This is a genomic window from Emticicia sp. MM (assembly GCF_001649495.1).
Map to the genome: position 1 here is coordinate 36,016 of NZ_LXHX01000121.1, position 22,088 is coordinate 58,103.

A 22,088-nucleotide genomic window follows, 5' to 3' on the forward strand; every position below is an offset into this window, starting at 1 on the left:
TCATTTTTATAACAAATGGCATTTTCATCCTGAGTTAGAATTAACCTATATCATTCATGGAAAAGGAAATCGTTTCGTGGGTGATAACATAGAGTTTTTTGAGGATGGTGATTTAGTGCTGATTGGTGCAAATCTGCCCCATGTTTGGAAAAACGATAGTAGCTATTTTGAAGGTAGAGATGACCAGATTGCTATGGCGAATGTGATTCAGTTTCTGCCAAAGTTTTTTGGTGAGACGTTTTATGGTTTGAAAGAATTAGAAAACATAAGAAACCTATTTGAAAAATCAACATTAGGTTTAAGGATTGAGGGAGAAACAAAAGTAAAAGTCGTGCATTTAATGTCCAAAATATTTGATACAGCAAATAGCCTAAATCGACTTTGTATTCTTTTGGAAATTCTTGAGTTAATTGCGATTTCAGATGATTTGAAACAACTAAGTAGTCAAGCTTTTGTGGATGCCTATCAAAAGTTTGACACGCAGAAAATCAATAAAGTGTATGAATTTACGCTCAACCAATATCATCGAAAAATATTGATTGAAGAGGCTGCGATTGTAGCTAATATGTCGGTACCTAATTTTTGTAAATATTTTAAAAGTAGAACTCAGAAGACCTATATTCAATTTTTAACTGAGGTCAGAATCGGTTTTGCCTGTCGAATGTTGATTGAAAACAAAAAAAGTATCCAGCAGATAGCATTTGATTGCGGGTTTCATAATTTATCAAATTTTAACCGTTCTTTTAGGTTATTGAAAAACCAAAAACCTGCCGAGTATAAGCAGGTTTTTGGTGGGTTGAAGGCTTAATAAATTTTTTCAGAATAAACTTTAGTAAATGCCTGTAATGAAAAATGATTTTATGCATTTAGCCTATATACATATTTTAATTTGAATTGTATATATTTATTCATCGAAAAATTTAATAAATTATACTTTGAATAATATACAACAAAAATATACTTTTTGATACCATATTATATATAGGCTGTAAATTTTTAGGAAGGCCCATTAATTGTCTAAACAAACGGACGTTTGATTGGACTTCAAAGTTTAAGTATTTATTCAGTTTGCTGTCAAGTAACAATCTAAACAAATGAGTATTTTTCATACCCTCAAGTCTCATTGAAAGCATTCTTAGACACTAATCTAAGTTTTTGAAAAATGTCTTTCACTTTATTTTATCCCCGCCTTAAGTCCCATGTGCTTTCGGGAAACTTTAAGGAAACAGATTGTGTCCATTGACCATACGCGTAGCATTATTGGCAAAACGGTTTATCCATTGGCTCGGTGGCTTAGTCGTAAATTTGGGCACCGAACCATCACGCACTCACTCATCTTTTATGTGGCTGTTATGCTCATGGTTAGGGCTATTGAGCTGCTTTATTTGCATACTTCAGTATTTTCAGTTTTGTGTGGTTATGCCTTATTATCTCACAATATTTTTGATATGTGTACACGCCAAGGAATTCCGTTCTTTTATCCGTTTTCTACTCGGCCGTGTGTGTTGCCAGCGAACCCAAACATGAGAGTTCGCACCAATGATTTACGCTCTGAAGCAATAATATTTGTAGTATTTTGCTCGATGATGCTTTTCTGTATGCCGCTCTTTACAAACGGCTTTTGGATGCAATACAATAAGCAATTCTTGAATTATGACCATATCCAACGAGAATCAAAACGTAAAGGCGATTTACTGGAGATAACTTTTGTAGATATTCAGAAAGATACGGTGAAAGGAGTTTTGATAAATCAGACTGAGACTAAGTTTGTTGCCTACACTTTTACATCTGCTGCCTTCGACTACGCTCAGGCATCGAAGCAAGGCAGATTCAAAGAATTTGAGGTAAAAGACTGCAAATTTTTAGCGTTTAAGCATACTGGTAAGCCTTTCGCATTTAAGCAAGTTCAAGTATTTAATGTTTCTCCAGATAGTCTAAAAGTGTGGTTAAAGCTGCCGTTGCTCAAGATGCAAATTCAATCGAGCGTGGATTTGAATTATTTTGAAGGTGCGGTTATGAAAACTGGCAAAACGATTGAAAAGGAGTTTGTGCAAGGCTTCGATTTCTTTGTTGAAAAAAAAGACAATTCAGCCCAAAGGCAAGAAATTGAGATACTGGAAATACAAATTTCCGCACAACGCTCGGAGTATAACAATGAGCTTGGGCGAATATCGAGAGAGCTGCAAACACTTGAAGAGGAGCTGCACGAAGGACAAAGAAATTATGCACGAATGAGCGATTATCAAAAAGGATATATATTCCAGTAAATAAGCACCACCGATTATAGGGAAACAGCACCACTTGTTGTCAACTACCAAGTTTTTAAAAGTCCGCAGATAAGAAACTCGTTGTCTTTGTAGGAATGTTGGATTGCCGTCTAAACTCGTATTTTCCATATATGCCATTAGGTCATTCCAATGTTTCTTTAAAAAAGATTTGTCGTTTAGTTTGATTGGGTCTAACCAAATGTCAAGTGTAATGCTGCTTTCAATTGGTTTTCTATTGTCAGTGTTTGCTGGGTAAATAGAAACGATTACAAAACCACTATCGTCACGTTCGTATAACATAGTTGCTCCGTATTCTGTCAAAGCAGTCCAGTTCCGTCCTTGTGTAATTGTTTCAAATAGTCTGCTACCCAAAAAACTTCTACTACTCGATTGTTTGTCTCACCGGCACGACTACCAGGGCAAATGTTGAGCATATAAATATTTTGAAATTTTTCGGCTCTCGGGTCATTGTCACGAAATTCTGTAAATGTCGCCACAGCAGTCCTAAAAAATTCGTCAAAGTCATTTCGTCTATCTTGTCTTGTCCGTGCCATTGTTTATTGTTTGAGTGCCGTTTTAAGCTGCCGTATAACGGTTTTCAGCTTGGTGAAGTGGCGGAAATCGAAGCACAAATGTTCAGTTTTGCACAAAAGTTTAATCTAAGAACTGCCGTTCAATTTAGCACTAAACTCGGCATTTTGCCAAACTGCTGTTGTATGCCGTTATTCTTTATTGTCATCCTCTTTTTCAGTTTCGTTATGTACTCCACCACCAAACCAAATTCCTGTCGATAACCAAATTTCATAATGAAATAACCATTCTGAAGTCCAAGGGATTATTGTTTCTGTATATAATTGTCCATTGTTCCATTCGTTGCCTTTAGGATAATACAAACACAGTTTTTGTTCCTTTGTTGAATAAACGTGTGGCAAACTTTTTTTGTTTTCTGCCAATTTCAAAGGAAAGGGTTCTTTAACAAAAACATCTATTCCTTTTCCTGTTTGATATATAATTTGTATTTTGTAACTATTACTTAAAGGCGTTGGTTTTAAAATTCCTTCCCATTTAATTTTATTTTCTCTATCTCGTATAATTTTGCTATTTGGATATTTCGATTTCAAAGTTCCTTCTTGAACTATTAATGAAATTTTATTTTTCTTCTTCAAAACCATAAAAATTGTGATTTTTAATTGTAGCTCCAATTGTGCCAATTGTGCCTGTTAAGGAAGCCACTTTTAAATTACCTTTTTCTCTTTCTCCTTTAAGCCGTTCACCATAATTACTGAATGTTTTAGTAATCAAACTTTCACCAAAAGGTTCTTTCATAGATTCATTTATGAATTGTAACCCGTTTGTTTGATTTAAAATATTTTTGAAATCAGATTGAAGTTTACGCAACCATTTGAAAAAATTCTCTTCTCTTTTCGGATAATCAACCCATTTATCAGCAAAATTCTCTTCTTCATTTATTGGATTTGAAATAAATTTAATTCTCTTTTGAAGTTCAAAATCATATTTCTCATCGATATGGCTTTCCATATTACTAATCACATTTGAAAGTGCGGAAAATAAATCTGTTTCTTTATTGTATGCCTTACCTGCTAATGTGGTAATAATTATTGAAATAGGTTTATCCTCGTCTCCTAAAAACATTTTGTCTCTATGTCTTTTTAGAATCTGAACAACTCTTTGTAATGGTAATTTTTCTTTTTGATAAGTTGGAACAGGTTTAATAGATTCGTTTAATGAAAATGCTTTTCGCAAAGATAAAGTTGCTCGATTAATAAACCACTTACCATAACCAAAAGGATTGCTCTTCATCCATTCACTAATATCAGTTTCGGATTTATAATTATCGGTTTCATTATCCGTAATTCTTATTGAAAGAGATTCCAAATCCATTTCATTAGTTTCTGAAAATGCTTTTTCAAGTATAACATTATAACCCTCATTAATAATAGCTGGAAGAATATCCATATGATACCTTTCTTTAACTTGCTCTGAATCATTTCGATATTCTAAAGTCCAACATCTTCGTCCTTCATCTGCAAGCATTTCTTTATATGTTTCATTCTCTTTTATTCTGTTTCCAACAATAGTTTTTAAATCTTCTTGTGTCCAATCAATATTTTTACCTGTTAATTCACAAACTAAATCTATATCTAAATCATCTTCATCGTTCATTGGCTTTATCATTGTGCCTATTAGAAATGAACCTTGTGGTAATATTTCTGGGTTGTATTTTGATAAAATGCAATCTTTGCTTGACAACCAATTCCCTACCGCATTATAACTACTAACCGCAGCTTTATATTGGGACTCTGTAATGTCTAAATTATTTACCAATTCTTCGAATATCTCATCGAATTGTTTTTTTTGTTCTATGGTTAGCATGTTATTTTATTTCAATGGTTTTAAAAAAACCTTCGTTTATTTTATTCTCATCATAAATCGTCAATGGCATATCTGCTTTTGGCATCCAAACTCTACCTAATTCAATTGCTGTGGCAATTGGCATAGCTGGAAAAATGTTTATTTCAATTGAGCTGTCATATTCAGACTTTATTTGATTAAATAGTAGTCTTATCAATTTGGAAAATTCATTCAACTGTCCTTTGGTTTGTAGGAAATCATTAAAAGGATTATCAATAGTTATTGTATAAATTGAACATTTTTCACCAAGTACATTCGTAATTCTTGAATTATCAATTGAAGCACTTAATGAGATATTTAATGCAACTATTGGATTTTTCTCAATAGGTTCTATTATTTTGTAATTAATAGGTATAACTTCTTTAGATAAATTCCAAGTTTTTGGATTTCTAATTGGTTGGTGTATTTCAACATTATGAATATCATTAATCAAGGTGCCTAATTTTATTAAAAGGGGCATTGGTGCAAAAGCAAACAATGAAATGTGACTAATATGATTTTGTCGCAACAATGTTTCTAATCTTTGAGTATAATTCGTTTCTAAAGCATTTAATTCAGCATCCCAAAAAATTTTGTCTTTATCTCTAAATGGGCTATCCGCTAAACCTAAATCAATTGTTGAAGTTTGAGCTGGATAAAAGTCTGGTAATAAGTAGTTTGCTAAATATTTAAAATCAAATGTTGGCGAATGTTGTCCAATGTTTGCTTTATATGTTATAATATGAGAATGGCTATTAGGATTTATACTTGTTACTACTTCTATTCTCTCTTCATGTTCAACCTTCCACTCAAGTAATAATTTTTCGGGGTGACCAGCTACATCAATTTTATCAATTAATCTGTGATGTTTATCACACATTAACATTAAATTTCCTAATTCTTGTGCTAACAACTTAGACCTTATTTTACAGCCTCTTGGTCCATTTGGTTCGTCAGCAACAATATGTGCGATATAGGAAATGTTGAAAGATCTTTTTGTAACAAGGTCTTGATATAATGACTCATTGCATCCTTTATATTGACATCTGCCTCCTGATTTTATTAAAAGTTGATTTTTTACTTTCTCAGGTATCTTCGTGTTACTCATTTGTGGTATATTTGGGTTCTATAATAACATACAACGTTTTCGGGCTTTGCGTTCGGGCGGGTTTCGGAGCACAAAACTTTCAACCCAGAACAAATGTTGATAGAAGCACTGTACTTGATTCAACCAGGTCATCCTCATTGCGGCAAACGGCTGTTAGCAGTAGGCCTTCTATTCATTGTCAGGGCTTTACGTTTTTAATTGTCTCGTTTAATTCTTTAAGTGTTTCTGTCAACTGCCGTGTTTTAAAACTAAAAAGCCCATTTTTCTCTTTCATCATTGTTGGCATATTGTAAATATTTTCAACTGCTTTTGAAATCAAATCTTCTTTTTTACTTCCTGCAATGTCTCCATATGCTTGAACTGTCAAAGCAATTGCAGAACGAAAAGCATATTCTTCTTGATAACTTCTTTCTCGAACATATTGCTTAATAGCAAAATATAGAACAATCATAACAGGAACAGATTTTAGCGAATTTATAAGTAAATAGTGCCAATCAATTGTTGTTGGATATCCACCTACTAAACCAAAGAAATTTGTGAATATTCCAATAATTAAAGCCAATGCAAAAATGCCTGTTACAAAAACTACGTATGACCAGTTTTGTACAGGTTTTTCAAGTTCTTTTTTTCTATCGTTAAATGTGTTGAATAATTTTACAGCACCTTCTTTTCCAATTAGTTCATTTAGAACTTTTATTCGCTCATCAAAAGTTTTGCTTTTGTCAAGTATTGTTTCAAGTTGCTTTTCAAAGGTTGCATTATATTTTGTAGTAATGCCGATTTGTTCAGTATAGCTTTCTTTCAACTGTTTTAGGTCTGCTGAAAATTCATCAAATATGTCATTCTCTTCCTTTATTCGTTCTTTTATAGTCTCAAGATTTGCGTTTTGTTGATTTAGTAGGCCTGATATTTGCTGATTTGTATCTGTGCTGTTTGTTAATAGTCTTGTAATTTCATCTGAATGCGTCCGTGCAGTTGGCAATAGGTTTGAAATCTCAGAGAGTTCCTGATTTTTAGTCGTTATTAAAGTTGCCAGATTATTTTTTTCAATGTTCAGCTCGTCAATTAGTTTTTTGTTGGTCTCGACGTTCTTGTCAATTTGCTCTACAACTATTGAGAGCTTTGTTTTTAATTCTTCAATTATTTGGATCTCTTTTTTTCTGTCAAGCGGTTCTTCTTTTTGCCAAAAACCAATTTGAACTAAATAATAAACAAGTCTGTATAAGTGTGTAACTGCACTGGAGAAGTCATTGTTAGTTACGTATAAATTGAAATTGGCTAAGTCGTCCCTTAGATTGCCTGCACCAAAGTCATTTTGGAATTGATATTGAAATGGTAAAATGCTGAATATTTTAGATTGCAATAATTGTCCAATTTGTGAAATAGCTTTTTTGGAATATTCGCCAAATTCGAGAACAGAATAATAACCAATATAAACACTTGTCAAGTCTTGGTAATCCTTGTATACTTCAGCAATTCTTTTCTCTACTTCTAGTTTCCAAAAGTCGTCAAGTAGTGGTATAATGTTTTGTTTATGTTCAGGTGCCATACTATTTTTATTTAGTGTATGTTGTCATTTAAACCTACTTCTAACGGTTTTAGGCTTTGTGCAGGCGGGGAATTTGGAGCACAAAGTTCCGAGCTTTCACGTCTGACCGCCTGACGCAAAACCCGTGTTATAAGCATCTTTATTCAGTCGGTAATATTTCGTTAATCTGTCCCGCTAATTGAACTCCATAGTCTTTTTTCATATTCAGCAAGTTAAGTCCAATAATCTTTCTCATAGCTCCTAAACTAAATGCTATCTCGGGCATTGTCATATTGTTGTGCATTGTATTCATAAAATGTCTACATGCATTATTTATGGAGTCAACTATAACTTCCAAAGGGCTATCAGAAATTACTTCACTTTGGATTTGAGTGAGAAATGTTCTTATTTCTTTTACCGAGTCAAAGACATGGATTGGGACTTCATATTTCACGTCCATGAATAATACCCCTTTATTTTCCAAGAATTTTACAATTTTCCTACATGTCTGTGATTGGTCCTCATGTGACCTAAAATTGAGCATTACTCTTTTGGGACTATCTAAGCATTCTTTTATTAGTTTTTCGTGGTCTGATTTCCATTTTCTTAAATAGTCAGCAGGATAATCAAGTCCTTTATTTTTATCAATGAGCATAGAACATGTTCCACACAACCAAATGCCATTAGAAATACTTTGTCGAGTTGCTGGAGATTGAGAAATGTCGTAACGTGGACCGCCAGGACTTGCGGCACAAATATGCGATGCTATACCTGTCTTGATTGATTTTTGTTGGTTTGTATTGTCTGGCCCAATTGTCATACGTGTACAACTTGGGTTAGAACAAATGTATGCAGCTCTCTCAGCAAGTTTATTTTTTACGGTCTGTTTGAAGTCGTCTTGTCGTTTCATAAAAGTTGCCTGTAATGGTTTGCGTATTGGCGATGTTGGGATTTTGAAAAATATATGCCCAACATTTGCAGAAATGGCCAATAGAATTACAAATATTTAGTTTACAGCTTTTAGTCCTATTATTTACAATATGATAATGGTGGCCTAATTTTTAGAATATTCCAAGATTTGTATTAATACCAAGTCCAAACCAAGGTTTATTTTGATAGCTCCATTTATTACTGTCTTGGCCCAAATTTTTATCAAATCCTAATGAAAAAACAAGTCCTAAATTATTTCTTGCTACGATTGCATTAATACCGTATGAAAACGCAACATTTGTCCTATCAGTCTTCCAAGTACTCGGATTTTTTACAGTGCTTTTTTTCAAGTCAACAGATGAAAGCCCAAGGAAAGGACCAATTGTAAAAGATAGATTAGTAATAGACCTTGGACTAATTTTTGAAACACCCCATGTTTTACCATAACTAATACTTAGACCAAGATTTGATGAAACTGTAGAAGATGAACTGTCAGCTTTTGGTCTATATCGAAAAGGTGTGGTCCCTACACCAAAAGTCCAAGCTGTAAATGGAACTATTACATATTTGGTTGGGTCGCCAACTGTTTTTCTCGATAAGTCAAGTTCAAAACGTCCAAGTTCAGTATTCTTAGAAATACAATTTGGTTTATCGGCATGTTCACTGTCAATAATAGCCCAAAAATCTATAACAGGAACACCTTTGTCAAGTGTTATTATACCATCTAACTTAGGAGAGCAAACTGTAACATTTTGAACTTTACCATTTTTGTCTTTATATACAAGAGGCAAATAGTGACTTTCAATATGGGCTTTTTTGATGATATGGTGAAAATTTGAACGATTTTGTCCAAAGAGGGAGTTTACTAAAAGAAGCAAGGTTAACGTTGTTAATATTTTATTCATTTATCAAGTATTTAGATGTCTTCTATAATTGTTACCTACGTTTAGTGCTTTGTTTAGTGTCTAAATTACTACAATAGTACCATTTAATAATATAAAATCTTTTATATTTATTAAACGGCACTATCAAATTCGGCTAACAAATCCCTCGTTTTCTTTACTCAAAAAAGGCTCTATTAAAATGAGCCTTTTTTGATACTTTCTAAGTAAATAAACTTGGTTAATTATTCAAAGTTAAGTATCTTTATACATCAACGACTTTATTTACTTTTTATATGTTTATTGGCTACGCACGAGTTTCGACGCTCGACCAAAATCCGGAATTACAAATAGATGCTCTCAAGGCAGCTGGCTGTGAGAAAATATTTATTGATAAAATGAGCGGTGCCACAAGCGACCGCCCTGAGTTGAATAAACTTAAAGAACAACTTCGCAAAGGTGACACGCTCGTAGTTTGGCGGCTCGACCGATTAGGTCGAAGCCTAAAAGATTTAATTGATTGGGTTAATTATCTCGATGCTGAAGGAGTAGCTTTGAAATCTCTACAAGAAAGCATTGATACTGGCTCCAGTACAGGAAAATTGGTTTTTCATATTTTCGGGGCACTGGCCGAATTTGAACGCAACCTAATAAGAGAACGAACAACGGCAGGATTGACAGCTGCACGCAGCCGTGGGCGTGTGGGTGGCCGACCTAAGAAATTAAATGAAAAAAAGTCCAAAATGGCTCGTGATATGTACGACTCAAAGAAATATGAAATCAAAGAAATATGTGAGGCTTTGGAAGTATCCAAGCCTACACTTTATAAATATCTTAATAATTAATTTTTATAACCAATTTAAACATTCATTACCATGATAACTCGCCTCAGACTCCAACCTCTTTCAGTGAACAAAAAGCCTGTCAATCCTATAATTGGCATCATTCTACTACTTGTTTCTATCATTCTAAGTATTATTACTTTACCTCTTGGTATTATTTGGGGTATCATTTATACCATTTATAAAAAAAGTATTCAGGGACTTGGTGAATACTGCTTAGAAATTGCCATCTCAATTGACCAACTTGGAAATGTAATTATGCAACATTTATTAAATCTTATTTGGATAACTAAAAAATCTGAGAACAAATTTGGTAATAGAGATGAAACAATTTCGAGTGTATTGGGTAAGAACAAAAGAGATAATACCCTTACACGGTTCGGTATTGGCATTGCAAACTTGCTTGATTCGATAGATGAAAATCATGTATTGAATTCTATTGATTATCATATTGAACCAGTAATTGATTAAATTTCAATTACTACATCTAAAGTAAAAATGTCTAATTAAATAAAAACAAAAATAGTACAAATAACTTTCCAAGTGGTCGTCCATGTTAAGGCACCTTCCAAAAGCAGCACTTGATCGAGAAAACTCAAAACCATTCAATGAAGGGTTTCATAATTATACTATTAAACAATAAAAATTAAGTGCAGGAATGGAATTATATATTATAAATAAGTGGAAAGATATTTGAGAGAATCTTTGCTTTATTTTCAAATTAAATATTTGATTTATGAAAACATTAGAAAGAAAAACCACAGAACAATCAAAAAAACAAATCGCAACCGTTTATACAGGGCAATTTGCTTCGGTTGAAAAACTGGCAGCATTTAAAACAGCAAAGGCAAATAAAATGCTTGCGAAAATTAAGAATTTGTTTTGGTGTAGGTTTCCATGAATGTGGAAATCTATACCAAAACAAATTTAAAAATCAGAAAAGAGATATTAAGCAATCAAATAGATGTCTCCGAATTCAAAAAATATTTTCTCCTTTTACTTTTATAGCTATCAGTATCAAAATGGGATTCAGTCCAACTTTCATTTATTTTTAAATAACCTGCGTTTGGATCATTTATATTTTGTTGACTAAGTATTCTGTTTATGTATCTGGCATAATGGTGATCGAATATTCGCATAAATTCGCCAAAATAAATATCAGCAACCCTTGTATTTCCTCTTATTACCAACATATTTTCATCATTACTCCTTTGGGATGGTCTACTAAAGTTTGCTGATCCAGTTATTACTATTGGGTCCATACTCAGGGGGTCAATAAGCATAAACTTATTATGAATGTAATCATTTGAGTTTAAGGGGTTGTCCCTTTCTTGTAAAAAATTAAATAGAGAATCTTTCCCGAAATAACCCCCAGAAGCAAAAATTACGTCTTTGTCAGTACCAATATCTTCACCAGTTCCCAAGTTATCGTCTTTGACAATATATCTTAAAACATCATTATCTTTCTTAATGACACTTTGAAAAACTTCGTCCAAATTAAAAGCCAATGTAATGCACATAATTTTTTTTGCACTATTCATCAACTTTGCATACCACTCTAAAGTGGTATTCTCATCTTTTCCATCTCTCGGACTAAAAAGAGAAATAATACTATTTTTGGCAGGAAGTGTAGTAGGTGTAGGTGTTGCTTCTTTATTTAAAGGCCTTATAATACTTGGTGTTAAATTTTGAGCAAGTCTATTCCAATATTCAAAATACTGAAGAGCAACATCTTTATCCCAAACGACATGGCCAACATTTGAGTGACCAAAAATACCCCCTGCCGAGATATTTGTAGAACCTGTCCAAACTGCAATAGGCACTTCGTTCTCAAGCAAAACAATGAATTTATTATGCCTTATTCCCTCCGTTACAGTTCGTGGAATCGTAACACCACCTAAATCAAGTCCAGCCCTCTTTATCGTATTTTGATTTTCAATTTTATAGGAACTTTCAGCATCGTAAACGATTTTGACGTCAGCTCCTGCCTCAATAATTTTTGCAAATGCAATAGCAACAGGTAAATAATGAAATTCATAAAGAGCTGCCCTTAATGCGTATTTTTCATTTTTTGCGAGAGAAATAAAGTCTATCAAAGCTTCATAAAGACCTCTGGAAAGCCATTTCATCTCTTTTGATTCAGGATCATCAGAGTCTGGCTTAACATTACCAAATTCCCTCGCATAAGCTTGTGAGCCGATTACTCCTCTATTAAAATAAATATCATGTTGCTGTAAATTTTCAAAATTTTTACCAATAACTGGTTCTGTATCAATAGAAATTGAAATGCTAAGGTCATATTTAATATCTAAGTTTTTAGGTTGACCATAGATAGGAACAATTTTATATATGTATTTAACATTTTCCTTGGCAGTATAGTCACACCATTGGAAAGACTGGATTGGATGCTCAAATGTTGAAACGGGAGTGCCTGGAGCAAGCCCTTTATCTTTGTCTTTGAATCTTTTAATACCCTTCATTGAGTATTTTTCTACAATGGAATTTCCATGCAATTCAGCCCTTTCAATACCAAAGCCCAACAAACTCTTTCGAAATTGTTTATCACTTGATTCAAAGTCCCAAGCTAAAACCACAACATAAGTGCCCGAATAAGCTTTACCTTTTAATGTACCGTTTGAAATAATGTCTGTTCGCATATGATCAAATTAAGTTTGTGATAACAAATAATTTGTAGTAATGAAAAATTCAGATAATATCAAAACATCGCAAAACTGTGAAGTATGGTATTTAGAAAATCATAAGGATTAGGTGCTATTTCTTAATTGCATTGTTTTTTTGTCTTTTTTATAATCAAGTCAACAAAAAACTTAATATAATATCAGTCTTTGCAATATTAGGTGAATCTTATCCTTAGATTTTGTTAAATTTATTAAAGAAAAATTTAAAATCAGATAAAACAGTAGGACTTTTATTAAACGGTACTCACAACCCCTTCCTTTTACTAATTCTAAAGAAACTACGAGTAAAAAGCATTACAATCATCATCAAACCACCAATCATTCTTAAATCAAGATTGTGGCTTTCACGGCCAATGTAACGCATAAGCATAACGCCACCCAGCACGAATAAAAGTATGAAACTCATGTCAATTTCTTTAACCTGCCGACCGATATAATTGTCACAAATTTCGTTGACGGTTTCAGGTACTTAAACATCTTCATTGCTTAGCCTGTTACCTGGCCCCTTGCTTTCTAGTCTATTAAGCTGTTTAAAGTACGTTTTGCTTGTGTGTAGGTTAATTAGCCAATTGATGTGTCAAAGACTTGGAAAGTTTATTTTTTCACTCGTAAATTTCGATTGTTCTGTGTTGGTAAATAGGTAGCACCCAAACAAACCCAAATGAAAAACTAAAATGAAACCTTATTAATAATCAAAAGTAACAAAGGAAAAAGCGGCTTCATTACTGCCGTGCTAATGTACGAATGAGGTGGTGCCGTTTTTCACTGCACCACCGAAATCATAGAAAACTAAAATTGTACCTTATTTGGTTTAGGGGTAGAAGCGAGAAGCCCAAAGTGCGTAGGTAGTGCGTCTGGCAGACTTGTAGCGTATAGCCAGACCCGAAGGGTAAGTCCCCAAAAAAGGCCCTCTCGATTGAAAGGGCTTTGAATTACTTTAGTATTTTAATATTCTTAACACCATTAAAAACAATAATAACTTCTTTGTTCATCATTATCTTTGCTTACTCGGCAGTTTGGGTATCGGTTTGGGCGAAAGAGTTGATTCCTGTTAGTAGGAATGTAATTGTGATCAGTTTTTTTCATATTGCTACTCTATCATCATACAAATACGTCTGAAAATCAATAAAACTCTTTCTTATACTTGGAATATCGCCCAGCTCTCGTTTTGCATCAGCAATGGCATTGTACTTTAATACGAGTAAGTCACTAATTTTGGAATCGTCTAATTCATCAACACCTTGCTTTACGTATTGGCTCAAAACAAAGTTCAAAAACTCTTGCTGCTTTGGGTTATAATCTTTTAGGTTTACTTTGGCTTTTTCGGCTCTAAAAGTTCTATCAATTATTTCTGAGTGAAAAGCAACATAAGCCAAAACATCATATAAATCGCTGTTTTCGGCACTAAGCACCTTTTGAAGTTCGGTTAATTGTGCTTTTGAAAATCCTTTCTCTGAAAGTTCTTCTAAAAGTTTTTTTCTGGTATCGGGTTTGCTCCAAATGTCTCTGAGTTCGTTTTCGTTTTTGAATAGTTCAGGCAACGCTCCAAATAATGATTGTAAAAAACTATCTGCTGAAATTGGTTTTCCTTCAGGACTCCAAAACGATGTTTTTATCATGTGCTGCAATTCCCTTACCTTTCCATCAGCCAATTTTACTTTAATAATCTTCTTAGGTTTATCCTCACAACGACAAATTACATAGCCGCAAAGCTCGCATGGTATTTCTTCACCACCGCCACTTGTGGGTGGCTCCAATGGTGGTTCTGGTTTTGGCTTCGGTGGAACGCCACCCGGTGGTAATGGCTCTTCGGGTTCACCGTCCCATTCTGCATCGCTGAAATGATGGTGTGCATTCACAAAATCATAAATCGTAAAATAATCTTTATTATCAAAAAGCCTCGTTCCACGACCTACGATTTGCTTAAACTCGATAATTGAGTTGATGGGTCTGAGCAAAACAATATTTTTTATTTCGGGAGCATCAACGCCTGTACTTAGTTTTTGTGAAGTTGTCAAAATCGTTGGAATACTCTTCTCGTTGTCTTGAAAATCTCTTAGATGCTGCTCACCTATTTTCCCATCGTCTGCCGTTACTCGGTGGCAATAATTAGGGTTTTTCCCTTCGAATCCGATCAGGGAACGACTTCTTGCTTGATTTATTAAATCTCGGATTGCTAAAGCATGAGCTTGCGTAGCACAAAAAACCAGTGTTTTTTCGTTCTGATTTATCAAATCCATGAAAATTTTTACTCGGTATTCTTCACGCTCCTTTATCTCGATGATTCGATTTATTTCTTCTTCAGTGTAACGTTTACCCTCTTTTATCTGCCCTTCTAAAACTGTATCGTCTGAAGTAAATACATAATCATCAATCGTTGTATTGATTTCTTTTACCTTAAAAGGTGTCAAAAAACCATCATTGATGCCTTCTTTGAGTGAATAAATATAAACAGGGTCACCAAAATAACTGTACGTATCTGCGTTTACATCACGTTTTGGTGTGGCTGTAAGCCCCAATTGTACGGCTGGACTAAAATAATCCATAATATCACGCCACGAGCTTTCATCACTGGCTCCACCTCGATGGCACTCATCAATGATGATGAAATCAAAAAAATCTTTGGGATACTCTCCGAAATAAGAGCTGTTGTTTGGGCCAGACATGAAAGTCTGAAAAATGGTAAAAAATATACTGCCGTTTTTCGGCACTTTGCCTTTTTTTTTGATTTCGTCGGGGCTGATTCTTACGAGTGCCGTTTCTTCAAAAGCTGAAAAAGCATTAAATGCTTGGTCGGCCAGAATATTTCGGTCGGCTAAAAATAATATCCTTGGGCTTCGGGCTTCATCTCGTTGGGGTGTCCATTTGGCTTGAAATAGTTTCCATGCTATCTGAAATGCTATGGCGGTTTTTCCTGTGCCTGTGGCGAGTGTTAGCAAAATTCGGGTTTGATTATTGGCTACGGCTTCGAGAACTTTTGTAATGGCGTTATCTTGGTAATATCTCGGCTGCCATAAACCGCCTCGGTCTTCAAACGGTACGGACAATAATTTAGTTTTCCAATAATCACTGCTCTTGACTATCTCTCCTTGCTTTGGCTCAGGGAAACACAATGCCCAAAGCTCGTCAGGTGTTGGAAAACGCTCGATGTCACCCTCTGTGCCTTGCTCTCTATCAATGCCGTAAATTTTTAAACCATTGGTGCTGTACGTAAACCTAACTTGTAGTTTTTCGGCATATGCTTTGGCTTGACCAACTCCTTCGGTATAATATTTATCTCGTGCTTTTGCTTCGATAACCGCCATGTTTCTGCCTTTGTATTGCAGTACATAGTCGGCTTTGTCGGGTGTGTTTCTTTGACCGTTACCGATGAGCCTACCTTTATTGATAGGAAATTCATATTTTATTTTACTTCCTTCAATAACCCCCCAACCTGCTGCTTTTAGGGCTGGATCAATGTACGCGGCTCTTGTTTCGGTTTCGTTCATGGCTGTGTTTCTATCAAATAAGCATCAAATAAAATGTTAGTGTTTTTGCTACTATATTTATTGCATAAAAATTTGATTATCAATTATTTACAATTATACTTAATTTTCAAACCTAATCATTTTGTTTATTATATCAAATAAAATCCCGTCTAATATCAAATAAAAAGTATATTCTATTGAGCATTCTATTGAGCATTTATTCATTTACTTACACATTTTGCTCAATAAAATATTTTACCCATTTCTTAATCCCTTTGGCTTTGATTTGGTTATTATCTAACATTTGTTTTAATATTCTCCTGACCTTATGTTTATTAATTTCCAAGCCTATTCTATTATGTATATCACTAAAACCACTCTCTGGATATGCTTTCAAATCTTTGTAAATTAATTCTTCTAAGCGGTAATCTTCTATATTTTTTAGGTTTGTTTTTCCCTTGAAATTTATTTTACGGATAAATTCAGGATTTACTGCATACTGAGTGCCTTTTCCTTTACCTGTTTTTATGATTAGTTCTAAATCTACTAATCTACCGAGCCAGTTTCTTAGTCCAACTTCTTCGTTTTGATTGAGTATATTAGCTATTTCGAGGGCTGTGTAGGCTTGTTGTTGTGCCAACAAACCCAAAGAAATGACTTCTTTTTGCTTTAAGGCGAATTCCGAACTGGCTTTGTCCATCAGGCGAACTACATCTTTGCTCACAAATTGCTTCTTTACAATAACAGCAACTCTCTCACCCAATTCTTTTACAACAGGGAGGGGTTTTCCTGACCCTAATAACTTGGCATATACCAAATCATAGCCACTACCTTCTTTTTCCATCAGACCTAAATCATAAAATACTTTTGATAGATGCTCATTTCGTCGGATTGATTGGCTCAAAATATTTTTTGGAGTTACACCAAAGGGTAATCGGCCTGGGCTGTGTATTTCCATTCTATTGGGGAAAATATTAATAAAAATATCTCCTCTCGTGGTATAAGTACGATGCACTAAGGCATTTACGACTAATTCTCTTACGACTTCGATTGGGAAAAAAGGAATGTTTTTTCTGAACATACCTTCCGATACTTCTACGCTCTCTTGCCAGTCGGGTACATCATTTAATACAGATTCGAGTAATTCTTTTGGATTTAAGAAATAATCGTCCAGAAGCAATTTCCACACTTTTTCTTCTTTTTCATCGTAGCGAATTATCTGTATGGCAGGCGGATAAAGCAATGAAGCTCTATCGTTTCGTCTGCCTATCCATAAAATCCCTAAGTTGGTCAGGAATCCGTTTTTTTGAAAGAAATAAAAATCTAAAATTTCGTCATCGCTCATTTCTTTTATAAATGAACTTACTCTTGGCGAGTGCCGAATATCTTTCAAAAATACTCTTCGTTTATGTTCGTCAAATTGTGAAACTGGAATACGCTTGTTAGTTTGCTCTTCCCAAACAAAAGCGTTTTTATCTGCCGCCAGCCTTGCCATTTCGTCGGGAGGAATGGGCTTGCAGTCATCGTGGATTCGGATATAATATTTGCCATCGGTAGTTGATGCAATGGTTTGGGCATTTCTGAATATTTGTATTTTTATATATTCCGACTCATTGGCGGCAGTTTCAATGGTTACAGCCACTGCCACATTGATGGTGCGATGCACAATGTTTTTCTGAATGATGTCGGGCAGATTCCTATCAACGATGATTTGATTGAGGGGCGGTTGTTTTTCTTTATCTTCGATACCAATATAGATAAATCCGCCTTGGGCGTTGGCAAAGCATACACAATCTTTTGCCAGTTCATTCCAATCGGTGTTTTTCTCTTTCAGAAATTTTATCGACTTTTTATCTATATTTTTATTCTCTTCCATTTTCTAAACTACTATTTCAGTTTTCAATTCTCCTGCAAAGGCTTTTTGTAAAATACTCTTTTTTAGCTCTTCTAAATCTTCAATTTTCTGTTTATAAATGGCTTCCAGCTTTTGGGTTTCGGCTCGGAGTTTATCCAACTTTTCGACTATTTGGGTTTGTTGTTCGAGTGATTTTGGGAAATAAAAATCAAAACAAAGTACTTTATTCATATTTGCTCTTGGCATTCTTGCTCCTGTCCAAGTTTCATCAATTGCCTTGACTGTATTCGTGGCTATTAACCAATAAAATAAGAATTCTCTCAAAATTTGTTTCTCTACTTTTATCGGAAAAATTTCAGTTGAACAATGACCTTCAAAATCAGGTAATAAAACTTTATTCAAATACGGTCTTAACCTTCCGTATAACACGTGTGAATTATTAAAATAAAAAGTAGAACTCTTTACTACTTGTGGTTCTTTACTTCCCAAAAATTTACCAGAGTTCGATTCAATATTTTCTAAGCCTACATATGGTAAATTAGTATGTAATTTTTGCTTTTTATCATACAATATGACTTCTCCCAATTTCTTCTCTTCCCAACTTTCACCTTTATTCTCAAAAATCTCATTCAAATAACTCTCAAATAATTCTTTTGCATTTTTTAGATTCTGCTCGGCGTTTGCTTTTGCTTTGGCTATGGCTTCAAAGGCTTGGTCTAAAATGGCTACTATTTTTTTTTGTTCGGTGAGTGGGGGAATGGGGATTTCCATTCCTTGAATCATTCCAATTTTCAAAAATTTTGTATTGGCACCTACCGATTGTTCTTTGAATTTTTTTAAATAATTCACCAATTGCTGGAATAAATAGCCATAGAGCAATTTATTTGAGTTAATTATTGTAATTACATAAGTTCTCTGATAGGCATTAAATTTCCCGTTATAATATTTTACATTAAAATCTCCACTTGCATTATTTCCTGCTAAAAGAATTGCCTCACAATCAAATGCGTACTCATCAATTGCAAAAATTTCTCTGGAACAAGTAAAAAACGGGTATTTCCCTCCTTGAACCATTGCATTGGAATCTAACTTACCAGTTTTGATGGAAACTAATTCTCCCAACTTTTTCACTTCCCATCCTTCTTTCATAAGTATTCAAAAATTGTGTTGCTTAAATATTTTTAATAAACTGAAAAATAGGCACTGCCCAATCGTTGAGCCGGCCATATTCTTTAGAAATTTTGCCATCGGCAGTTCTAAACAATAGCGTAGGTTCTTGAAAATCTACTGAGTTATCATACAAATAAACTCTATCTACAATCTGTGTAGCAATACAGCAATTGGCAATAGACTTGCTGTATCGAGAAATAATTTTGGTGATAGGCACGTCGTGTCCGCCTTCCATTACACGCTGTGCAATTCGGCTTGCATTGATAGTTGGGCTATTTGTTCCCACAAAAAACAATCGAATGAAGTACCCTTTAGCTTTGGCTTTTTGTAAAAATTCTATTTTATCATCAGCCGAAAGGACAGTTTCAAAAATTATTCCTTTCCTTTGGTTCAGGCAATCTTCACGCATTTGTGTGGCCAACTTTGCTGCGTTGAGTACCGCTTCTGCCGAGTTCCAATCGCCAAAAGTATCTCTTGCTATGTTATCAGGGTTTATATAAACACAGTTTTCTACCCAATCGTGCTGCAAAATCCTTGAAGTAATAGAGGTTTTACCAGAGCCATTTGGCCCAGCAATTACTATCAATACTGGTTTTTTCATTTTTGTATTGCTTTGTATTTTGCATGAGCAACAAGTATTTCAGCCGCTATTTTTTCGTTTAATTGCTTTCTGATAATTGCAAATTTATTTTTCACATCCTCCGATACCTCCTTCATTAGTCCAATTAGTTCTTTGTCAGATGGTTCTTCAAAATTTGTCAAAACGCTTATTTTCATTGTTCAAAAATTTTAATTGTTGTCAATAATCAAACTCAAAACATTCATTATTTCTGCACTATCTTGGTCTAGAGCCTTCATTTCTTCAAAAATCTCCTGTGGGCTACGCAAAGGGGCTTCGGCTTTTTTGTTGGGGTTTTTCACGCTTAAATCATAGGTTTCGGCTACGCTCAACCCACGAGTTTCGGCTTCGCTCGACGACCGACTACCACCAGTTAGGGTGCTAACATCAAGCATCCAACTTTTTTCGGTTTCGGGTTTGGTCTTTTGCAGCTCAACAAACTCTTTTAGGTCAGCATCGTTTAAGGCACTGTTTTTTCCCATGCTTCGGCCTGGGTCAAACTGGTAATACCAAATATTTTTGGTGGGTTCGCCTTTGGTAAAAAACAATACAACGGTTTTTACTCCCGCACCCAAAAACGTTCCGCTTGGCATATCCAAAATGGTGTGCAGGTTACAGGTTTCGAGCAAATATTTTCGGAGCGAAACCGAAGCATTATCGGTATTACTCAAAAAAGTATTTTTTATAACTACTGCCGCACGTCCGCCAGCCTTTAGGCTTTTGATAAAGTGCTGCATAAACATCGAAGCCGTTTCGGAGGTTTTGATGTCAAAGTTTTGCTGCACTTCGGGGCGTTCGGTGCCACCAAACGGCGGATTTGCCAAGATTACCTCATAGCGGTCTTTCTCGGTTATGTTTCTTACACTCTCGCTCAGGGTGTTGGTATGAATAATATTTGGGGCTTCGATGCCGTGCAAAATCATATTCATAATACCGATGATGTAGGCAAGGTTTTTGGTTTCTTTGCCGTAGAGCGTATCTTCTTGGAGCTTCTTTAAGTTAGTAGTGGTTTTGTCCATCCGCTCATAAATGTAGTCGTATGCTTCGCACAAAAACCCTGCACTACCACACGCACCGTCATAAATTCGCTCGTTTACCTTAGGGTCAATAACCTGAATCATGGCACGAATCAGCGGGCGTGGCGTGTAATACTGTCCGCCATTACGCCCAGCATTACCCATATTTTTGATTTTGGTTTCGTACAAATGGCTCAATTCGTGCTTATCATTTGAGCTACCGAACTGTAATTCATCAGCAATTTCAATGATTTCACGGAGGTTATAACCGCTCTTCACTTTGTTTTTTAGTTCGCTGAAAATCTCACCAATCTTGTATTCAATCGTTCTTGGATTGTCGGCTTTTTGCTTAAAACTCCCCAAGTATGGAAACAATTTAGTATCAACAAACTCAACTAAATCTTTGCCTGTTAGGGCTTTATTGATGTCTATTTCGTATTTGTCGGTTGTACCTTCTTTCAGGCGTTTGGGTGCTGCCCAAGTAAGCCAACGATAGGCTTCATCTAAAATATACTTATACTCTTTGCCTTCGAGAGCTGCTTCATCTGCTTTTTCTTTTTCTAATTCATCCAAATAACGCAAGAACAAAACCCAAGAGGTTTGCTCAATGTAGTCAAGTTCGCTATCAGTCTCACGGTACAGTACGTTATCAATGTTCTTAAAATTTTGTTCAAACATGGGGTTGTGTTTAATGCTGTTTTCGTTAATTGTTTGGTAATTAAAATACAATTGAATGAAGTCGAATATAATTTGTCTTTAGCTGTTCATAGCTTATTCGCTTCTTCTTTTATCATATCAGATAATTTCAGTACACCTCTTTTCTATTTCACTTTATCAGTCTCATTAAAATCCTATGGCAAACCTTTGATAATGTGTTGAAAAATATATCTCTGTTCATCTTTGGAAACTTTTAATGTTTAAAAGTAAGAATAATACAACTACGATACAAGATTGGGTCGTCAACACATTATTGCAATTATGAAAACCACCGTACTGAGCCTTACTTAAAGTTAATCAATAAACTGCCTTTTAAAATTATTACGATTATCAATTTCTTTTCACTGAATTCAGCCTATGTGGGGTGATACCCCACATTAATATTGGCTTGTCATACGGTCGGCAACCTACGTTTTTTCATTATTTTCACATAAAACACTCATTATTAATACTTTAGTAAATAATATACTTTCCCTTCTGACTTATATTTTGGATTAGAAATTACAATAACTCAATATGTGGCTGAATTCAGCCGACAGTTCAGCCGACAGTTCAGCCGACAGTTCAGCCGACAGTT

Annotated in this window: 20 protein-coding genes; 5 read left to right on the forward strand and 15 right to left on the reverse strand. The window is 34.7% G+C overall.

Translation table 11 applies throughout. The features are described from left to right. Together A6M55_RS17080 and A6M55_RS17250 are read left to right on the forward strand one after the other, a co-directional pair. On the forward strand, positions 1-808 hold an 808-nt coding region (locus A6M55_RS17080; protein ID WP_197491728.1), incomplete at its 5' end, for an AraC family transcriptional regulator. Between the two features lie 424 nt (positions 809-1,232). Further along, the gene (locus A6M55_RS17250; RefSeq protein ID WP_197491729.1) at positions 1,233-2,267 is read left to right on the forward strand and encodes a metal-dependent hydrolase; all 1,035 of its coding nucleotides are present in this window, start codon (positions 1,233-1,235) and stop codon (positions 2,265-2,267) included. A gap of 317 nt (positions 2,268-2,584) precedes the next feature. Here the strand turns inward: A6M55_RS17250 and A6M55_RS17090 are convergent, their stop codons facing one another. The 7 genes from A6M55_RS17090 to A6M55_RS17120 form a co-directional block, all read right to left on the reverse strand. Beyond that, positions 2,585-2,821, reverse strand: a complete 237-nt coding sequence (locus tag A6M55_RS17090; protein WP_064198646.1) for a hypothetical protein — start codon at positions 2,819-2,821, stop codon at positions 2,585-2,587. Between the two features lie 168 nt (positions 2,822-2,989). Then, positions 2,990-3,439, reverse strand: a complete 450-nt coding sequence (locus A6M55_RS17095) for a hypothetical protein (protein ID WP_082893084.1) — start codon at positions 3,437-3,439, stop codon at positions 2,990-2,992. Continuing rightward, on the reverse strand, positions 3,417-4,661 hold the full coding sequence (locus A6M55_RS17100; RefSeq protein ID WP_064198648.1) for a nucleotidyltransferase: 1,245 nt from the start codon (positions 4,659-4,661) through the stop codon (positions 3,417-3,419). The genes A6M55_RS17095 and A6M55_RS17100 overlap by 23 nt, the downstream gene beginning before the upstream one ends. A gap of 1 nt (position 4,662) precedes the next feature. Beyond that, positions 4,663-5,787, reverse strand: a complete 1,125-nt coding sequence (locus A6M55_RS17105; RefSeq protein ID WP_064198649.1) for an SAVED domain-containing protein — start codon at positions 5,785-5,787, stop codon at positions 4,663-4,665. Between the two features lie 178 nt (positions 5,788-5,965). Continuing rightward, a complete protein-coding gene (locus tag A6M55_RS17110; protein WP_064198651.1) occupies positions 5,966-7,336 on the reverse strand; it encodes a hypothetical protein in 1,371 nt (456 codons plus the stop codon). 139 nt (positions 7,337-7,475) lie between these two features. After that, positions 7,476-8,225: a hypothetical protein gene (locus A6M55_RS17115; protein WP_064198682.1), complete on the reverse strand. Its 750-nt coding sequence runs from the start codon at positions 8,223-8,225 to the stop codon at positions 7,476-7,478. Between the two features lie 151 nt (positions 8,226-8,376). After that, positions 8,377-9,150 (reverse strand): hypothetical protein, encoded by a 774-nt coding sequence (locus A6M55_RS17120; RefSeq protein WP_064198653.1) that lies wholly within the window; start codon positions 9,148-9,150, stop codon positions 8,377-8,379. A 272-nt stretch (positions 9,151-9,422) separates the two neighbouring features. Between A6M55_RS17120 and A6M55_RS17125 the strand changes: the two genes are divergently transcribed. The 3 genes from A6M55_RS17125 (at position 9,423) to A6M55_RS17375 (ending at position 10,869) form a co-directional block, all read left to right on the forward strand. Continuing rightward, complete coding sequence (locus A6M55_RS17125) at positions 9,423-9,971, forward strand: recombinase family protein (RefSeq protein ID WP_064198654.1); 549 nt, start codon at positions 9,423-9,425, stop codon at positions 9,969-9,971. Between the two features lie 30 nt (positions 9,972-10,001). Then, positions 10,002-10,439, forward strand: a complete 438-nt coding sequence (locus A6M55_RS17130) for a hypothetical protein (RefSeq protein WP_064198656.1) — start codon at positions 10,002-10,004, stop codon at positions 10,437-10,439. Between the two features lie 265 nt (positions 10,440-10,704). Next, a complete protein-coding gene (locus A6M55_RS17375) occupies positions 10,705-10,869 on the forward strand; it encodes a hypothetical protein (RefSeq protein ID WP_156511106.1) in 165 nt (54 codons plus the stop codon). Between the two features lie 55 nt (positions 10,870-10,924). On the opposite strand, the gene A6M55_RS17135 is transcribed toward A6M55_RS17375, so the two are convergent. The 8 genes from A6M55_RS17135 to A6M55_RS17165 form a co-directional block, all read right to left on the reverse strand. Beyond that, complete coding sequence (locus A6M55_RS17135; protein ID WP_064198658.1) at positions 10,925-12,625, reverse strand: phospholipase D-like domain-containing protein; 1,701 nt, start codon at positions 12,623-12,625, stop codon at positions 10,925-10,927. A 286-nt stretch (positions 12,626-12,911) separates the two neighbouring features. After that, the gene (locus tag A6M55_RS17380; protein WP_156511107.1) at positions 12,912-13,073 is read right to left on the reverse strand and encodes a hypothetical protein; all 162 of its coding nucleotides are present in this window, start codon (positions 13,071-13,073) and stop codon (positions 12,912-12,914) included. Between the two features lie 676 nt (positions 13,074-13,749). Then, positions 13,750-16,155 (reverse strand): EcoAI/FtnUII family type I restriction enzme subunit R, encoded by a 2,406-nt coding sequence (hsdR, locus tag A6M55_RS17140; RefSeq protein ID WP_064198660.1) that lies wholly within the window; start codon positions 16,153-16,155, stop codon positions 13,750-13,752. 208 nt (positions 16,156-16,363) lie between these two features. Continuing rightward, on the reverse strand, positions 16,364-18,010 hold the full coding sequence (locus A6M55_RS17145; protein WP_064198662.1) for an ATP-binding protein: 1,647 nt from the start codon (positions 18,008-18,010) through the stop codon (positions 16,364-16,366). Between the two features lie 3 nt (positions 18,011-18,013). Continuing rightward, complete coding sequence (locus A6M55_RS17150) at positions 18,014-19,138, reverse strand: restriction endonuclease subunit S (RefSeq protein ID WP_064198663.1); 1,125 nt, start codon at positions 19,136-19,138, stop codon at positions 18,014-18,016. Between the two features lie 22 nt (positions 19,139-19,160). Beyond that, complete coding sequence (locus A6M55_RS17155) at positions 19,161-19,760, reverse strand: zeta toxin family protein (RefSeq protein WP_064198665.1); 600 nt, start codon at positions 19,758-19,760, stop codon at positions 19,161-19,163. Further along, positions 19,757-19,936 carry a hypothetical protein gene (locus A6M55_RS17160; RefSeq protein ID WP_064198667.1) on the reverse strand — a complete coding sequence of 60 codons (180 nt, stop codon included), beginning with the start codon at positions 19,934-19,936 and terminating at the stop codon, positions 19,757-19,759. The genes A6M55_RS17155 and A6M55_RS17160 overlap by 4 nt, the downstream gene beginning before the upstream one ends. A 12-nt stretch (positions 19,937-19,948) precedes the next feature. After that, positions 19,949-21,472 (reverse strand): N-6 DNA methylase, encoded by a 1,524-nt coding sequence (locus tag A6M55_RS17165; protein WP_064198669.1) that lies wholly within the window; start codon positions 21,470-21,472, stop codon positions 19,949-19,951. Between the last annotated feature and the right edge of the window lie 616 nt (positions 21,473-22,088).

What these genes read in the sequence shown, in the direction of transcription:
- A6M55_RS17155 (WP_064198665.1), bottom strand. Translation starts at nt 19,760, where the DNA reads ATGAAAAAACCAGTATTGATAGTAATTGCTGGGCCAAATGGCTCTGGT.
- A6M55_RS17375 (WP_156511106.1), top strand. Translation starts at nt 10,705, where the DNA reads ATGAAAACATTAGAAAGAAAAACCACAGAACAATCAAAAAAACAAATC.
- A6M55_RS17135 (WP_064198658.1), bottom strand. Translation starts at nt 12,625, where the DNA reads ATGCGAACAGACATTATTTCAAACGGTACATTAAAAGGTAAAGCTTAT.
- A6M55_RS17095 (WP_082893084.1), bottom strand. Translation starts at nt 3,439, where the DNA reads ATGGTTTTGAAGAAGAAAAATAAAATTTCATTAATAGTTCAAGAAGGA.
- A6M55_RS17145 (WP_064198662.1), bottom strand. Translation starts at nt 18,010, where the DNA reads ATGGAAGAGAATAAAAATATAGATAAAAAGTCGATAAAATTTCTGAAA.
- A6M55_RS17380 (WP_156511107.1), bottom strand. Translation starts at nt 13,073, where the DNA reads ATGAGTTTCATACTTTTATTCGTGCTGGGTGGCGTTATGCTTATGCGT.
- A6M55_RS17115 (WP_064198682.1), bottom strand. Translation starts at nt 8,225, where the DNA reads ATGAAACGACAAGACGACTTCAAACAGACCGTAAAAAATAAACTTGCT.
- A6M55_RS17105 (WP_064198649.1), bottom strand. Translation starts at nt 5,787, where the DNA reads ATGAGTAACACGAAGATACCTGAGAAAGTAAAAAATCAACTTTTAATA.
- A6M55_RS17165 (WP_064198669.1), bottom strand. Translation starts at nt 21,472, where the DNA reads ATGTTTGAACAAAATTTTAAGAACATTGATAACGTACTGTACCGTGAG.
- A6M55_RS17150 (WP_064198663.1), bottom strand. Translation starts at nt 19,138, where the DNA reads ATGAAAGAAGGATGGGAAGTGAAAAAGTTGGGAGAATTAGTTTCCATC.
- A6M55_RS17110 (WP_064198651.1), bottom strand. Translation starts at nt 7,336, where the DNA reads ATGGCACCTGAACATAAACAAAACATTATACCACTACTTGACGACTTT.
- hsdR (WP_064198660.1), bottom strand. Translation starts at nt 16,155, where the DNA reads ATGAACGAAACCGAAACAAGAGCCGCGTACATTGATCCAGCCCTAAAA.
- A6M55_RS17130 (WP_064198656.1), top strand. Translation starts at nt 10,002, where the DNA reads ATGATAACTCGCCTCAGACTCCAACCTCTTTCAGTGAACAAAAAGCCT.
- A6M55_RS17160 (WP_064198667.1), bottom strand. Translation starts at nt 19,936, where the DNA reads ATGAAAATAAGCGTTTTGACAAATTTTGAAGAACCATCTGACAAAGAA.
- A6M55_RS17100 (WP_064198648.1), bottom strand. Translation starts at nt 4,661, where the DNA reads ATGCTAACCATAGAACAAAAAAAACAATTCGATGAGATATTCGAAGAA.
- A6M55_RS17090 (WP_064198646.1), bottom strand. Translation starts at nt 2,821, where the DNA reads ATGGCACGGACAAGACAAGATAGACGAAATGACTTTGACGAATTTTTT.
- A6M55_RS17125 (WP_064198654.1), top strand. Translation starts at nt 9,423, where the DNA reads ATGTTTATTGGCTACGCACGAGTTTCGACGCTCGACCAAAATCCGGAA.
- A6M55_RS17120 (WP_064198653.1), bottom strand. Translation starts at nt 9,150, where the DNA reads ATGAATAAAATATTAACAACGTTAACCTTGCTTCTTTTAGTAAACTCC.